This is a genomic window from Acinetobacter sp. 22323, from assembly GCF_052044895.1.
GTDB classification, from domain to species: Bacteria; Pseudomonadota; Gammaproteobacteria; order Pseudomonadales; family Moraxellaceae; genus Acinetobacter; species Acinetobacter schindleri.
On the sequence record NZ_JBQEOL010000008.1, the window covers coordinates 70,158 to 84,793 of the forward strand.

The 14,636-nt window shown below is 41.6% G+C and carries 16 protein-coding genes and 1 other RNA gene; 6 read left to right on the forward strand and 11 right to left on the reverse strand.

Annotated elements, in window-relative coordinates:
- Positions 1–9: 9 nt before the first annotated feature.
- Positions 10–675: an NAD-dependent epimerase/dehydratase family protein gene (locus ACTJIX_RS07055; RefSeq protein WP_004812676.1), complete on the reverse strand. Its 666-nt coding sequence runs from the start codon at positions 673–675 to the stop codon at positions 10–12.
- A 214-nt stretch (positions 676–889) separates the two neighbouring features.
- Here ACTJIX_RS07055 and rpsT point away from each other — a divergent pair, with 214 nt between their 5' ends.
- Positions 890–1,159, forward strand: a complete 270-nt coding sequence (gene rpsT, locus ACTJIX_RS07060) for a 30S ribosomal protein S20 (RefSeq protein ID WP_004786139.1) — start codon at positions 890–892, stop codon at positions 1,157–1,159.
- Between the two features lie 248 nt (positions 1,160–1,407).
- Here the strand turns inward: rpsT and ACTJIX_RS07065 are convergent, their stop codons facing one another.
- The 3 genes from ACTJIX_RS07065 to ACTJIX_RS07075 all read right to left on the reverse strand — a co-directional run bounded on the left by ACTJIX_RS07065 (position 1,408) and on the right by ACTJIX_RS07075 (position 3,314).
- Positions 1,408–1,533, reverse strand: a complete 126-nt coding sequence (locus ACTJIX_RS07065) for a hypothetical protein (RefSeq protein ID WP_004812675.1) — start codon at positions 1,531–1,533, stop codon at positions 1,408–1,410.
- 119 nt (positions 1,534–1,652) lie between these two features.
- Positions 1,653–2,402, reverse strand: a complete 750-nt coding sequence (locus ACTJIX_RS07070; protein WP_008305272.1) for a histidine phosphatase family protein — start codon at positions 2,400–2,402, stop codon at positions 1,653–1,655.
- Positions 2,403–2,462: 60 nt separating this feature from the next.
- On the reverse strand, positions 2,463–3,314 hold the full coding sequence (locus ACTJIX_RS07075; RefSeq protein ID WP_004812673.1) for a 3'(2'),5'-bisphosphate nucleotidase CysQ family protein: 852 nt from the start codon (positions 3,312–3,314) through the stop codon (positions 2,463–2,465).
- Positions 3,315–3,326: 12 nt separating this feature from the next.
- On the opposite strand from ACTJIX_RS07075, the gene ACTJIX_RS07080 reads away from it, so the two are divergent.
- The 4 genes from ACTJIX_RS07080 to ACTJIX_RS07095 all read left to right on the forward strand — a co-directional run bounded on the left by ACTJIX_RS07080 (position 3,327) and on the right by ACTJIX_RS07095 (position 6,331).
- Positions 3,327–4,013, forward strand: a complete 687-nt coding sequence (locus ACTJIX_RS07080) for an HAD-IA family hydrolase (protein WP_004812672.1) — start codon at positions 3,327–3,329, stop codon at positions 4,011–4,013.
- The gene (locus tag ACTJIX_RS07085) at positions 4,006–4,446 is read left to right on the forward strand and encodes an RNA-binding S4 domain-containing protein (RefSeq protein ID WP_004812671.1); all 441 of its coding nucleotides are present in this window, start codon (positions 4,006–4,008) and stop codon (positions 4,444–4,446) included. Before ACTJIX_RS07080 ends, ACTJIX_RS07085 begins: the two co-directional genes overlap by 8 nt.
- Before the next feature lie 146 nt (positions 4,447–4,592).
- Entirely contained in the window at positions 4,593–5,636 is a 1,044-nt protein-coding gene (gene recA, locus ACTJIX_RS07090; RefSeq protein WP_004812670.1) for a recombinase RecA, read from the forward strand.
- A gap of 77 nt (positions 5,637–5,713) precedes the next feature.
- Positions 5,714–6,331, forward strand: a complete 618-nt coding sequence (locus tag ACTJIX_RS07095; protein WP_004812668.1) for a regulatory protein RecX — start codon at positions 5,714–5,716, stop codon at positions 6,329–6,331.
- 209 nt (positions 6,332–6,540) lie between these two features.
- Here ACTJIX_RS07095 and ffs read toward each other — a convergent pair.
- An RNA gene (gene ffs / locus ACTJIX_RS07100) (signal recognition particle sRNA small type) lies at positions 6,541–6,637 on the reverse strand.
- Between the two features lie 294 nt (positions 6,638–6,931).
- Between ffs and ACTJIX_RS07105 the strand changes: the two genes are divergently transcribed.
- Positions 6,932–7,753: a YbgF trimerization domain-containing protein gene (locus tag ACTJIX_RS07105; RefSeq protein ID WP_004812666.1), complete on the forward strand. Its 822-nt coding sequence runs from the start codon at positions 6,932–6,934 to the stop codon at positions 7,751–7,753.
- A 56-nt stretch (positions 7,754–7,809) separates the two neighbouring features.
- On the opposite strand, the gene lpxA is transcribed toward ACTJIX_RS07105, so the two are convergent.
- The 6 genes from lpxA to rseP all read right to left on the reverse strand — a co-directional run bounded on the left by lpxA (position 7,810) and on the right by rseP (position 14,635).
- A complete protein-coding gene (lpxA, locus tag ACTJIX_RS07110) occupies positions 7,810–8,598 on the reverse strand; it encodes an acyl-ACP--UDP-N-acetylglucosamine O-acyltransferase (RefSeq protein ID WP_004812664.1) in 789 nt (262 codons plus the stop codon).
- Positions 8,595–9,080, reverse strand: a complete 486-nt coding sequence (gene fabZ / locus ACTJIX_RS07115) for a 3-hydroxyacyl-ACP dehydratase FabZ (protein ID WP_008305276.1) — start codon at positions 9,078–9,080, stop codon at positions 8,595–8,597. Before fabZ ends, lpxA begins: the two co-directional genes overlap by 4 nt.
- A gap of 5 nt (positions 9,081–9,085) precedes the next feature.
- Entirely contained in the window at positions 9,086–10,156 is a 1,071-nt protein-coding gene (gene lpxD / locus ACTJIX_RS07120; protein ID WP_008305277.1) for a UDP-3-O-(3-hydroxymyristoyl)glucosamine N-acyltransferase, read from the reverse strand.
- Between the two features lie 3 nt (positions 10,157–10,159).
- Positions 10,160–10,651 (reverse strand): OmpH family outer membrane protein, encoded by a 492-nt coding sequence (locus ACTJIX_RS07125; protein ID WP_034592588.1) that lies wholly within the window; start codon positions 10,649–10,651, stop codon positions 10,160–10,162.
- An 80-nt stretch (positions 10,652–10,731) separates the two neighbouring features.
- Positions 10,732–13,239, reverse strand: a complete 2,508-nt coding sequence (bamA, locus tag ACTJIX_RS07130) for an outer membrane protein assembly factor BamA (protein ID WP_034592579.1) — start codon at positions 13,237–13,239, stop codon at positions 10,732–10,734.
- A gap of 40 nt (positions 13,240–13,279) precedes the next feature.
- Positions 13,280–14,635: an RIP metalloprotease RseP gene (rseP, locus tag ACTJIX_RS07135; protein ID WP_004812654.1), complete on the reverse strand. Its 1,356-nt coding sequence runs from the start codon at positions 14,633–14,635 to the stop codon at positions 13,280–13,282.
- Between the last annotated feature and the right edge of the window lies 1 nt (position 14,636).

The following is a 14,636-nucleotide window of genomic DNA, read 5'->3' on the forward strand; positions in this document are numbered from 1 at the left end:
TTTTTACCCTCATTTCATTTTTTGTATGGCTAAATTATCATAAATTTCAAATTTCACAGTCTGATTCAGGGCTGCATATACCATAGTATGAGCCACCTGCTCGGCTGTCACTGGCTTGTATTTAAAAGAATCCGGTACCAAATGCGAAAACTTGCCATAGAGTTTCTGTGCAGCATCTTCCAGTAAACGTTGATGACCACGTTCACCCATTAATAAAGATGGCCGGATCAGACTGATTCGTTCCAGCGTTAAGGTCTGGATATAATCTTCCAGCTCGCCTTTGACCCGATTATAGAAAAACCAGGATTCAGCATTCGCCCCCATGGCACTAATCAGCAGATAATGCGCATCCGTCTGTTGAACCAGCTCAGCAAAATGGGCATTGATGGTATAGTCCACATTATAAAAAGCATCTTTGGAACCTGCCTGCTTTAAAGTTGTACCTAGACAGCTGAAAGCATGGGTATGTCCGCTGACATCCTGATCATTCAACATCAGAAAATCCTCAAAGACCAGTTGTTTGACTTTGGGCCATTGCTCAAACTCTGGCTGGTGCTTGCGTACCACGACACTGATACGCTTGCAGCTCGGCTCATTAACCAGCTGTTGTACCAAGCTCTTACCCACAAGACCTGTGGCACCAATGATGATTGGATATGTTATGGTTTTAGTCATTTTTTGTACGATCTCCCTGCCTGAATACTAATCTAACGTTTTCTTTAGAATTTTTCTGCAACTAAAATGTTGTCAAAGCATGTCAAGACTTGACTTAAGCCCTCAGTTTCCTCAAAATATGGCACTTGTTTACGGGCTGGTGATAGTTCTTCTGATGTTGGTTTTCAGTTGAGTTTCAGCCCGCCCAGACCAATCTATTTCAAGGAGTGCACGAGTGGCAAACTCTGCTCAAGCTAAAAAACGTGCTCGTCAAAACGTTAAAGCACGCAAACACAACGCAAGCTTGCGTTCTATGGTTCGTACCTATCTTAAACGTACAGTAGCTGCTATTGCTGCTGGCGACTATGCTGTTGCTACTGAAGCTTACAAAAAAGCTGTTCCAGTAATCGACCGTATGGCTGACAAAGGTATCATCCATAAAAACAAAGCAGCTCGTCATAAGAGCCGTTTGAACGCGCAAGTTAAAGCATTAGCTTCTAACTAATCGCAAATGAAAAAAGCCCTTTTAGGGCTTTTTTTGTGCCCAAAATTTAGTAAATCAACAAAATGATCTATTCAATAAAAAGACAATTTTTGAATAAATAAACTTTACAAGATTATTTCCACTCAATTCTTCTTCCTTATTTCCCAATATTTTTAAAATATTCTTTAAAACTTATGGAATCCTATTTCCTGCCCAAAATAGGATTGATAAAAATAAGAACGGAAATATCAGCCAGTTTAATATTTGAATTATTGATCCTTATCCATAGAATGTGGCGTTGTGGTCTTGTCCTGCTCTGGTGAATCCGTATCACGTTTCTGACAGGCGGTTAGACCCACCATAATAACCAAACTTAAAATTGTGATGGTTTTCATTGTTTTTCCCATACTTGAATATCTGTTTAAATATCAGCATAGTGATTTTTGATGATTATTCTATTTCACTTTCATAAGACAAATGTAAAAAGCTCACCCCTCATGATTGAGCTTTTAACTTATTTCCTGGTGTGTAATTCCGCATTCTGAAACTGGGAAATATCCAGTTCATACACCTTACCGCGCCAGATCCATTTCAGTTTAGACTCCTCAAACACATCACCTTCAAACCAAACAAACAAACCTTCCATCATTTTTGGCCAGTCTTCCCGGCTAACCTCCTGATGACCTGACATGACTGCAATCATGGCTGCCAGAATCGTATCATGACTTACTGCCAGACTGAGTCCATACGGCGTTTTTGGATGCGTGTTATAGATTAACTCCAGGACATCGACCACACCATGAATTGGATGCTTCATGCCCGGCAAGGCGTTATTCACAAAACTATTAATAAAACCTAATGCACCCTGTTTCTTGAAATATGGCCCAGCCTTCTGAATATCCAGCACAAAACTGCCAGGCTCGACCAGTAAGCCTTGTTCGATAATTTCAATGTTATGGGTATGCGATGCCTTATTGGTTGCATCTGCACCCTCAATCATAAGGGCGGCAGTATCGACACAACGCTGAATAGGACTAGAGATACAATGCTGAATATGACGATCAGTTTGATTGACCAGATAAGCCCCCCACTCCTGCGCCAGATCACGCCCCTGTGATGTTAATTGCAAGTCGTAGCCTGCCAGGCCTTGACCAGCAACTTCTTCACGCAAGGAATGACGCGTAAACAGAGTCACAGGTGTCTTCGTATCAGGCAATAAATCTATTGCGCTGAGCATACTCGGTGGAAGCAGTTTTAATGCCACAATCTTGCCAACTGGTCTATCAACGGAATCAGCTTCACTATAACATGAACGTTACACAGCTCAATCACAGCCTTGCATATCAGCCAGCGCTTTAAAGGCCAATATCTTCATCTCTTTGGTCTTATAAGCAATAAAACCACTATTTAATAAGGTCTCGCGCTGGTTATAGCTAAATGGCCGCCCCTTAAAATCTACCAAACCGCCGCCAATACGTTCCAGCAGACATTGCCCGGCACTGGTATCCCATTCACAGGTCGGATGAAAGCGCGGATAAATATCCACCTGATCTTCCAGAATCATGCAAAATTTATAAGCACTGCCAGCTTTAAACTCCTCAAACTCAGTAAATTTAGCCAGACTTTCCAGATAAGCCGCATATTTAGGCTTTTTTTGGCTACTCTGACTTAGACCAATATGCACAGTATCTTGTTGAGATGCTGAAAAATATTCATGCCAGCAATCTTGCTGAATGTCATATTTCAGCGGCATACCTTGTTCTGGACAGAAATAGATAAGCTGTTGTGCCGGAATTGCAAGAATGGCAAAAGTCGTCAGATTGTCTTTGACCAGGCTCAGATTAATGGTGAATTCGGGTCGTTGATACAGAAATTCCTTGGTACCGTCCAGAGGATCGAGCAGCCAGAATGCGGACCATGCCTGACGGTCCTCCTGTTTACCTTCTTCAGAAAGTAACGGTAAATCAGAAATTTCAGCGAGGACCTGAGTTAAAAAAGTATTGACCCGATAATCGGCTTGCGTCACAGGCGAATCATCCTTTTTCCTTTCAATGTCAAAAGCAGCACCGGAACAATATTGCTGATATTCTTCTCGCAAAATTTCACAAGCCTGTGTCAAAATGGGCACAAACTGCAAAATCATCGGATCTTGTGGTGCTGTTGTTGCTTTAAACATAGAAAACCTTATATGCCGAATTGCTCAGAAAAACCGCCCATTATTTTTGATATGGACGGGACCCTACTTGATCTTGCCTATGACGATTTCATCTGGAATGACCTGCTTCCTGTCCGCTATGCTGAAACGCACCATTGCAGCCTGGAGCAAAGTCGAACAACGCTTTATGCATTCTATCAAGAACATAATCATACCCTAAACTGGTACTCATCGCGCTTCTGGACAGCTAAAGTCGAAGTAGATGTTCTGGCAATGCAAATCGAGCATAAATCCAAAGTCGCATTAAGACCACAGGCACTGGAGTTACTGGATTATCTAAAGGCAAATGGCTACCCGATCTGGCTGGCCACCAATGCCGACTGTGCCGGACTCAGCTTCAAATTGGAACATCTGCAACTCAAAGATTATTTTGATGTGATTGTCAGCTCTGAAACCATCGGGCATGCCAAGGAGTTTGTTGAATTCTGGCAAGGTCTAAACGCCCTGCATCCTTTTGATCCTGAACAAGTCTATTTTATTGATGATACGGAAAAAGTATTGAATGGTGCCAAAGCCTATGGCATTCAGAATCTGTTCAGTATTAAACAGCCCTCCTCCAGCAAAGTTTCTCGCGAGACTTGCAATTACCCGATGCTGCACCAATTAACAGATTTAATCACATATTTAAATCAGGCTGAGGTTAACAAGCAATATGCGTAAATCGTCTTTACCCGAAGATGCGGTAGGCATGCGTATAGATAAATGGCTGTGGGCGGCACGTTTTTTCAAAACGCGCTCCATTGCCAAGAATGCCATTGAAGGCGGCAAGGTGCATATTGGCGGCGAACGTGTCAAAGTCTCCCGTGAAGTCCGGATCGGCATGGAAATCACGGTCCAGCAAGGCATTGACAAGAAAACTGTTGTTGTCAAAGAACTATCTGATGTCCGTGGCCCTGCTCCAGTTGCGCAAACACTTTATGAAGAAACTGAAGTCAGTATTGCCCGACGGGAATTGATTGCATCACAAAGAAAGTTGCATAATCTTGCTCGTCCGGATCACCGACCAAGTAAAAAAGATCGCCGTGACATCAGTAAATTTAGAGACGAAAATAGTCAGCTATTTGACCAGCATTGGTCATATAATGATGATTAAATTCAAGCGTCAGCGTATGTCGTAAATGCGCTGAATTTTATAGAATATCAGGGAACTTTCTGTCACTATTATACCTGTGGAACAAAGCTCTAATTTAAGACATCCACTTGAGTACTAATTTAGTGACATCGTATTGAGGTTGTAAGATGGATGAGAATAAAAACAAGGCGCTGAATGCTGCCTTAAGCCAGATTGAAAAACAGTTTGGCAAAAACACAGTAATGCGTCTTGGTGATAATACCGTTCAAGCAGTTGAAGCTGTATCTACAGGTTCTTTAACGCTTGATATCGCGCTCGGTATTGGTGGTTTACCAAAAGGCCGTATTATCGAGATCTATGGTCCTGAATCTTCAGGTAAAACCACAATGACATTACAAGCGATTGCAGAATGTCAAAAAGCTGGTGGTACTTGTGCATTCATCGATGCAGAACATGCGCTTGATCCTCAATATGCACGTAAATTGGGCGTAGATATCGACAACCTGCTGGTATCTCAACCCGACCACGGTGAACAGGCACTTGAAATTGCCGACATGCTTGTACGTTCAGGCGCGATTGACCTGATCGTTGTCGACTCCGTAGCTGCCTTAACCCCTCGTGCTGAAATTGAAGGCGAAATGGGTGACTCACACATGGGTCTGCAAGCACGTTTGATGAGCCAGGCACTGCGTAAAATCACTGGTAATGCCAAGCGTTCAAACTGTATGGTGATCTTCATTAACCAGATCCGTATGAAAATTGGTGTTATGTTTGGTAGTCCGGAAACTACTACTGGTGGTAATGCACTGAAATTCTATGCTTCTGTACGTCTGGATATCCGACGTATTGGTCAGGTAAAAGAAGGCGACGAAATCGTTGGTTCTGAAACTAAAGTTAAAGTTGTGAAGAACAAAATGGCGCCTCCATTTAAGGAAGCTCTATTCCAAATTCTGTATGGTAAAGGTGTAAACCATCTCGGTGAATTGATTGACCTTGCAGTACAGCAGGAAATCGTACAGAAAGCCGGTGCCTGGTACTCTTATCAAGGTGACAAGATTGGCCAAGGCAAGAACAACACTATTCGTTATCTGGAAGAGAACAAAGCACTTGCAGATACCATTGAAAAACTGATTCGTGAGCAGCTTTTGACGACAGGCAATGTGGTTGAAGATAAAGACGAAGAAGAACCAGCAGACTTTCTGGATGCATAATCCTTAAACGTCTTACAAAGCGCCCTACGGGGCGTTTTTGTTATTATGGAAAGGTAATAAAATGAATGGGATTCACTATGTCTGATGCAAAGTTCACTAAGCTCCTGGATTATGAAACCATCAAGCAACAGTTTGGCGATGCTCATGATTCGTCCAAGCCGGCAACTCTATCCCAAGCTGATACCCTGCCCGAGTTTGATCCTGAAGAAAGCTTATTTGATAACAAGCAGGAAGATAAAAAGAAACCGGGCTTAACCGGCTCCCGTTTGCGCTCTTACGCCTTTGCAGTACTGACTCGTAAGGAATACGCCAAAGCGGAACTGATCGAAAAACTGTGCTTATATGCAGAAAATCGTGATGAAGTACTAGAGCTTGTTGATGAGCTTTCCCGTGAGAATTACCAAAGTGATCAGCGTGTTGCAGAAACTTTACTTTCCAGCCAAAAGCGCAAAGGTAAAGGCCCGAATCAGATTAAAATGAAGCTGAAAAGCAAAAAGATTGATACAGCTTTAATTATAGATGAACTGAAAGAAACCGATTGGGTTCAGCAAGCTTATGAACTGAAGCTCAAGAAATACGGCCCTGAAGTTACAAAAGATCCCAAAGTCAAAGCCAAGCAGATTCGTTTTCTCATGTACCGGGGTTTTGAAATGGATGCCATTATGAAAGCGATTAACCGTAAAGCAGAAGATTGATTACTTTTCTAAAAACCTGAATAACTAAAAGTCTTGAATATTGAATTTCATATAGTTTGGGAAACAAGCTTAAATCGAAAATAAAACAACCATGAACTAAGCATTAAAATAATAAGATATACAGCTTGAGCTTATGAATAAAAGATTAGCTTTGAGAATAGAAAATTCAAATTGGTATTGTTTTTATTATATAAAAAATATGGTGGCAACCCTACCAGCAAAGCTTCGGCACATCGCAGTTCTACTACCGTTGCTACCTTCCGGTCCTGGCGGGGTTCGCAGAGTGCAATTGCGAAGTAACCGGCAGGGCTACCATTGCAAGAACAGAGTATAGAGATTTTTAATGAACTTGCAAGTGAGAATACTAAAAAATCTGGCACAAGCTATCCGTTTGATTATTTTAAAAACAATGTAGGATTAATTCAGGATTTTCTGTAAATCCGAGATACAAATTCCTGCCCGGAAAACCCCTTCAACTTTGTAAAAGCATGTTGCAATTCCCGGCAATGCCGTTTTAAATGTGTGGCATATACATTGAATAATTTATTTGATTGACCACCTTGAACGTTGGTCCATTCAAAAACAACATGGATAAAATAGATGATGTTTAAAAAACATGTCTTATGCGCGTTCAGCATGCTCTGTACTACTTCACTCTTTGCTGCAGTTCCAATTGAATCTCGAGGCTTAAGCCAAGGTGGTAACAGTACAGCACCTACCAGCACCCTGCCTGCGATTTCCTCAGGAGTAGATACCCCGGTACAGACCAATATGAGCTGGCAATTGCTGCAAAAAAATCAGCAACTGGAAAGTGATATTCGTGGCTTGCGCGGCAAGATTGAAGAACAGGACAACGAGATCCAGTCACTAAAAAGTGAACTGGCTAACCGTTATGCCGATCTCGATCAACGTCTTGAGTTACTACAGCAAAAGATTGATCCTGAACAAGGCACTGAGGAGGATAATCAACAGGATACTGCACCCAGTTCAGGAGCAGGCAACAGCAAGTTAAGCCAAGCTCAGACATCAACAGCTTCGAGCTCTTCTGCCCAACCCTCCGAGTTAGAAAAAGCTGCATATACAGTAGCCCTGGATGCCTACAAGAATGGCGGTGCCGCAAAAGCGATTGCACCAATGCAGAATTTCATTAAGAATAATCCGAATAGCGTCTATATCAGCAATGCCTATTTCTGGTTAGCAGAGTTTAATCTGTCGATTGATCCACCGAATTTTACTGAAGCGAAGCGAAATTATGCCATTGTGGCAGACCGCTATCCAAATTCGGCAAAAGCTGCTCGTGCTTTGTATCAATTGTATAATGTCAGCAGTGAGGTAGAGAAAAACAAGACCTTGGCTGCACAATATAAATCTCGCTTGTTGAAAAATTATCCGCAGTCTGAAGAAGCTAAATTCTTTAAATAAAAAGATTCAGAAATAAAAAAGACACCTGAAAAGGTGTCTTTTTTATGAATAGTCTATTAACGCACAATACCACGTTTAGACTGCTCCAAAGAATCAAGCAAGCGCTGTGCTTCAGCCACTTCTGGCAGAATCTCTGCACGAATTTTTTCAATTGCTTCTTGTGTGGTTAAACCTGATTTATAGATCAGTTTAAATGCCTCACGTAGGCCATTGATTACATTTTTCGACCAACCCTTACGACGCATCCCTTCTACATTCATTGCAAATGCATGCGCAGGATTGCCGGAAACCATTACATAAGCAGGCACATCTTTAAGAATCAGTGATGCACCACCGATCATGCTATAAGAGTCGATCTTACAGAACTGATGGATACCTGAGTTACCCCCAATTACCACATAATCACCCACATGGACGTGACCAGCTACACCCACATTATTTGCAAAGATATTGTAATCGCCCACCATACAGTCATGTGCAATATGCGTATTTACCATCAGCAGGTTATGACTGCCGATTTTGGTAATGCTATTGTCCTGAACAGTACCACGGTGCAGACTGCAATGTTCGCGAATCTTGTTATGATCACCAATCTCAAGCCAGGTTTCTTCACCTGCATATTTCAGGTCCTGACAAACTTCTCCCACACTCGCAAACTGGAAAATCTCATTGTGTTCGCCAATGCGTGTGTACCCACCCACAACGACGTGTGAATGAAGTTTGGTACCTGTACCAATAGTGACATTTGGCCCAATAATACAGTAAGGACCAATTTGAACATCTGAAGCAATTACTGCAGATGAGTCAATAATGGCAGTTGGATGAATAAGGGAGTTATTGCTCATGCCTGCTCGACTTTCTGATGCGAAACCATAATTTCCGCGGTTGTTGCGACTACGCCATCTACTGTGGCTATACAATTATATTTGTAAATGCCACGTTTTTGCATCACTAATTCAGATTTAAGTACTAATTGGTCGCCAGCAACCACTTGTTTTTTAAATCGAACCTTCTCAGCGCCAGCAAAAAGAAATAATGAACCTTCTTTTGGAGTTTCATTATTCATGACAAAACCAAGGATACCTGAGATCTGTGCTAATGCCTCTACAATCAATACACCTGGCATGATTGGATAGTTCGGAAAATGGCCTTGCAGAAACTCTTCATTAATTGAGACGTTTTTATAACCAACAATGCCATTTTCGGTAATATCGACAACGCGATCAACCAGTAAGAATGGATAGCGATGGGGCAAATATTCACGAATCTTTTGAATATTCATTGGCAATTCAGGCTTCGTGAATGTAGGCAAATTCGACTCTGTCATCATAATTATTTACGCAACTTAAATGTTGATTCAATGGACTCAATTTGAGATTGCATATGATCCAATCGTTTCACCAACTGGGTCAATGGCACATCTGCTAATTGTCTTAAGCGAACCACTGTGCGTTTCCATTGCTGATTTGGTAACAATCCCATGCCTGAAGAATAAGTGCCTTCTTCAGTAATGTTATTTGTCACCATTGACATTCCTGTCAAGGTCACATTATCGGTAATATGTAGGTGTCCTGCTACCCCACAGGCCCCCGCAAGAATACAGTTTTTGCCAATCGTGGTACTACCGGCAATCCCGCATTTGGCTGCAATCGCAGTATTTTCACCAATCTTGACGTTATGGGCGATTTGCACAAGATTATCAATAATGACACCTTGTTCCAGAATTGTGTCATCCAGTGCACCTCGGTCAATACTACAGTTTGAGCCGATCCGGACATCATCTGCAATACGGACTGAACCCAACTGGGCAATTCGATGCCATTTCCCTTGATAAGGTGCAAAACCAAAACCTTCACTACCAATTACGGTATTGGCATGGATCCGAACACGATTACCGATTTTTGTAGCACCTGTTAAAGTCACATGTGCATCAATAAAACAGTCACGGCCAATTTCAACCTGGTCGTCGATCTGAACGTGGGACTGGATAATCGTATTTTCACCCACTACACAATTCTCACCAATGACGGCATAGTGACCAATATAGGCACTGTCAGCAATGATGGCAGATGGATGAATTTGTGCGGTACTTTCAATTCCCTGAGTCGTATGCTTTTTCTCAAAAACGTGAGTCAGAATTGCAAAAGCCAGATAAGGATTGGCCACGACAATGAAGTTCTGCTGGGAAGTTAGCTGCTCTTTTAATTCAGCAGTCACAATTAAAGCGCCTGCCTTACTCTGAGCTGCCTGTTCCAGATATTTATCTGCATTGACAAATGCAAGGTCATGAGAGGTTGCATTTTCAAGACTTGCCAAACCTCTCAAACATAAATCTGCCTGACCTACATACTCACCTTGGACAAGACGAGCGAGGTCAGCTAACTGAAGTTTTTGATGATTCATCGATTATTTAATTGCATTAACCTTTTGAATCATTTTATCAGTTAAATCATACTTCGCGTCATAAGCAAGTACGGAATTTTTATTTAAAACCACATCTAGCTTGTTTTCTTGGCGTAATTGTTCAGCAGCACGCTTCAAATTTCCTTCAAAAGCTTTATTTACACTTTGCATACGCGTTTGCACGGTTGCCTGTACCTGTTGCTGCACCCCTGCCAGTTGAGTCGCTTTACCTTCAAATTCTTTGGCTATTTTTTCACGTTCTGCTGGTGTTTTTGCAGCCTGGCCTTTTTGCTTGATTGCAGCAAGGTCTTTTTGAAACTGTGCAATCTGTGCGGTTTGCGGCTTGATTTCATTTTCTAGAGTGGCATTTTGCTGCTTTAAATAGATACTGTTTTGTACTACTTTTTCCAGATCAACAATTCCGTAATCATCCGCATGTGACAATGAAGTTAATCCCGCTAAAGCAATACCCATTGCCATCATCATTTTTTTCATGTTTTTACCCATTCAAAAAATTTTGCTCACAAAACCTGATGGCTTCATGAGCAAAATTTGTATTTAAGATCAAAGTCTTCTTAGAAAGTACGTCCAATTTCAAACTGAACATTTTGAGTTTCATCACCGTCTTTATCATTCAACGGGTATGCATAGCTCAGTGATAATGGGCCAATCATGGTAATCCAGGTGAAACCAGCACCTACGCTATAACGCATATTGCCTGCATCGAAACCAAAGTTATCCTTACAGTATTGCTTTGCATCTACATCAGTATTTTGTGAATCAAGATATAAATTTCCACGAGGTACATCACACTGAGTATCAAAAACTTGTGCTCCCTCTGCAAAGAGTACTGGACGAACCTGACGTGCCCAATCTCCCTTAAATGGAACAGGCAGCACTAACTCAGTACCAAACTGAACTAAAGCATTACCGCCCACTTCTTCTGGACCATAGTCTTGTTGTCGTGATTCATTGTATGTTACACCTGGATACTTAGGGCCTAAGGTACTATTTTCATAACCACGTACTGAACCATAACCACCGGCATAGAAGTTCTTATAGAAAGGCAGGTCATTACCATAACCTAAACGACCATAACCACGCAGAACAAAGTCTTTGCCTAATGGGAAGAAAGCCTGAGCATCATAGGTGAGCTTTTGATATTCCACATCACTTCCTGGCAAGGCAATTTCTGCATTAACACGATGTGACATACCTGTGGTCGGGAACATTGGACGGTTCAAGGTATTATAAGACCAACCTAGATTCAGGTTATAGGTTAAGAAATCACCTTTAAACTCATCAGGAAAAGAGATCCATCCTTCATTATTAGGACCACAGGTGCCATCTTCGCTATTCAGCAAACCTTCTGGACAGTATCTACCTGGACTTCCTGTTTCCTTACCGCCATTTGCTAGCAAATAATCACGTACATATGTAGATACGTATGGCCCTGTGGTCACTTCAGTCTGGTCTATATTCAGACCCAGGCTTACACTTTGGTTCTCATCAATTGGATAACCGAAGTTAATACCACCACCCAAGCTGTCTGTAACATAGTTGTTTACGTTATAGTCATCATCCAGCTTGGTTTTACGGTAGTACAGGTTATAACCACGACGTACCCCATCAATAGTAAAGTATGGATCGGTTACACTCAGGTTATAGTAATCTTGAGTTTCAGAACGAGATAGATCAACCGATACACTATTCCCTGTACCCAGGAAGTTAGTTTGACTTAAACCTGCCTGGAAGGTTACACCACCACTTTGCGAGAAACCAACTGCCAAGGTACTTGTCCCGGAATGCTGCTCTTCAACTGCAACATTTAAATCGATCTGATCCGGCGAACCAGGAATACGCGCCGGTTTAATATCAACCGATTTAAAGAAACCAGTACGTTCCAGACGGACCTTAGACAGATCAATTTTTTCGTTACTAGCCAGTGCGCTTTCCATCTGACGCATTTCACGACGTAATACTTCATCCGCAGTTTTGTTATTACCAGTAAAATTAATGCGACGTACAGTCACCTGCTGACCTGGGTTGATGTAATAATTTAAGTCAACCAGTTTAGTATCTTTATTAATTTCTGGAACAACATTTACTTCAGCGAAATAATAGCCAGCATTACCATATTTACGCAGTAATAACTGTTTAACCGCATTCACTTTTTCCTGTGAATAAATTTCACCGTCTTTGTATAGTTGTAAAACTTTGAGTTCATCTGCTGAATAAAGCGCATCACCCAGGAATTTGGTCTCACCAAATTTGAATTGCTCACCTTCATCTACCGATACTTCAATAAAGACATTTTTCTTATCTTCACTCAGGTTCAGACTTGAGTTATTGATATTGAAGTTAATATAACCACGGTTCAGGTACATGGCACGCAAAGCTTCAAGGCTTGCTGCCATTTTCTCACGTGCATAACGGTCATTACGGGAAATAATCGAATTCCAAGAGCTTTCCTTGATAGCAAAAGCCTGCTTGATCTCATCTTCTTTAAAGACCGTATTCCCAATAATATTAATGTCAAAAACTTTTGCAGCCTTACCTTCCACAAATTCAATCAGAAGATCGACACGGTTATTTGGCTTCGGCGTAGTCTTTACTGTAATGTCTGCATCATAACGACCTTGCTGCATATATTGCTGTTCAAGCTCAGTTTCTACAGTTTGCAAAGCAGATTTTTTTAGAACCTCACCTTCAGCAAGACCCATTTTTTTCAAACCTTCTTCCAAAGCTTCCTTCGGAATCAGCTTGTTGCCTTTTAGTTCGATCTTGGAAATAACCGGGCGTTCAACTACCTGGAATACTAGCGTATTTTCAGCTTGAATTGCCTTGATATCATCAAACAAGCCTGAGGCATACAGACTCCGGATCGCATTGGCAATAATCGGATCATTGACACGATCACCACTATTGATTGGCACCAGGCCATACACATTTTCGGGAGTGAGACGAACCAGTCCGTCAAATTTTATATCTTGTACTACGAATTCATCTGCTGCATATACTTGTTGTGCAACTGCCATAGCACTAACGAGTGCCAAAGGCATAAATAAATGTGTGTGCTGCATGCCAGTCTTTTCCGCTTGTTAATTTATTCCATCTACGTTGTTATAAACGCATAAAATCATTAAATAGTGCAAGTAGCATCATACTACCCAGCAATACCATACCAATTTTTAAGCCAACCAATTGTATTTGTTCAGAAACAGGTTTACCACGTAATAATTCAATAAAATAGTAAACCAGATGTCCGCCATCAAGCATTGGAATTGGCAGTAAATTTAATATCCCTAAACTTACACTCATTAGCGCCATAAAGGAAATAAAAGTTTGCCATCCCATTTCCGCACTTTGACCTGCCACTTTGGCAATCGTGATTGGACCAGATAAATTATCCAGACCAATCAGACCACGAACCATCTTCACAATCGAGTTCAGAATCATCGAAGACAGTTGTGTCGTTTTGTCAAAAGCCATGACCAGTGCTTCAGTCGGACTATATTGAATTGTCTGTTTATATTCTGCCGGGATTGTAATTTTACCTGGGTCACTTTGTACACCCAGCATACCCGTCACTTTACCCATATTGTCACGTTTCGCCTGTGGCATCACCTGTAAATGCACCACCTGGTTATTACGTAATACATCTATTTTTAATAATTTTTCTGGTGATGCCTGGACAACCTGTACCACATCAAACCAGTTTTTCATCGCCACACCATCAATGGCAATGATCTTGTCACCTTCCTTCATGCCTTGGCGGATTGCAGCCCCATCGTCACTGAGCTTAGATACCACGGCAGGAATTTCTGGACGATACGGTATAAAACCTAAAGTATCCAGTGGAGACTGTGACTGATCTTTCAGAAAACTCTGAATCGGCAATTGGAAACTTTTTATCTGTCCATCACGTTCGGCCTGAATCGTAATCAGCCCGGTTTCACCAACACGATCAACCAAGGCATAATTCAGCTTTTCCCAGGTTGCGACTTCAGTGCCATCCACTGCGGTAATTTTGTCACCTTGCTGCATCTGTACAGCAGCTGCAGGTGTATTAGGCAAAACCTGACCCACACGGGTATTTAACTGCTCTTGTGCAGGTAAAAATAAAATCCAGAATAGAATCACTGCAAAGAAAAGATTAATTAAAGGACCAGCCGCAACAATCGCGATACGTTTCCATGGATGTTGACGATTAAATGCTTTAGGGAGGTCCTCTTCAGGTACATTACCTTCACGTTCATCGAGCATTTTGACATAGCCGCCAAACGGCAAAGCAGAAAGCTGATACTGGATACCAGACTTTTTTGAAGTCCATTTAATTAGCGTTGGACCAAATCCAATCGAATAAACTAAAACCTTTACGCCAAGTTTTCGAGCTACAAAGTAATGTCCAAATTCATGGATCGCAATCAGAGGACCTAATAACAGAATTGCAGCTGCGATAATAAACAAGGCGTTCATG

Bases quoted from the DNA above. Each gene is read 5' to 3' on its own strand.
- ACTJIX_RS07105 (WP_004812666.1), top strand. From the start codon at position 6,932: ATGATGTTTAAAAAACATGTCTTATGCGCGTTCAGCATGCTCTGTACT.
- fabZ (WP_008305276.1), bottom strand. From the start codon at position 9,080: ATGACAGAGTCGAATTTGCCTACATTCACGAAGCCTGAATTGCCAATG.
- recA (WP_004812670.1), top strand. From the start codon at position 4,593: ATGGATGAGAATAAAAACAAGGCGCTGAATGCTGCCTTAAGCCAGATT.
- ACTJIX_RS07080 (WP_004812672.1), top strand. From the start codon at position 3,327: ATGCCGAATTGCTCAGAAAAACCGCCCATTATTTTTGATATGGACGGG.
- ACTJIX_RS07085 (WP_004812671.1), top strand. From the start codon at position 4,006: ATGCGTAAATCGTCTTTACCCGAAGATGCGGTAGGCATGCGTATAGAT.
- rseP (WP_004812654.1), bottom strand. From the start codon at position 14,635: ATGAACGCCTTGTTTATTATCGCAGCTGCAATTCTGTTATTAGGTCCT.
- bamA (WP_034592579.1), bottom strand. From the start codon at position 13,239: ATGCAGCACACACATTTATTTATGCCTTTGGCACTCGTTAGTGCTATG.
- lpxA (WP_004812664.1), bottom strand. From the start codon at position 8,598: ATGAGCAATAACTCCCTTATTCATCCAACTGCCATTATTGACTCATCT.
- lpxD (WP_008305277.1), bottom strand. From the start codon at position 10,156: ATGAATCATCAAAAACTTCAGTTAGCTGACCTCGCTCGTCTTGTCCAA.
- ACTJIX_RS07125 (WP_034592588.1), bottom strand. From the start codon at position 10,651: ATGAAAAAAATGATGATGGCAATGGGTATTGCTTTAGCGGGATTAACT.
- ACTJIX_RS07065 (WP_004812675.1), bottom strand. From the start codon at position 1,533: ATGAAAACCATCACAATTTTAAGTTTGGTTATTATGGTGGGTCTAACC.
- ACTJIX_RS07055 (WP_004812676.1), bottom strand. From the start codon at position 675: ATGACTAAAACCATAACATATCCAATCATCATTGGTGCCACAGGTCTT.
- ACTJIX_RS07095 (WP_004812668.1), top strand. From the start codon at position 5,714: ATGTCTGATGCAAAGTTCACTAAGCTCCTGGATTATGAAACCATCAAG.
- ACTJIX_RS07075 (WP_004812673.1), bottom strand. From the start codon at position 3,314: ATGTTTAAAGCAACAACAGCACCACAAGATCCGATGATTTTGCAGTTT.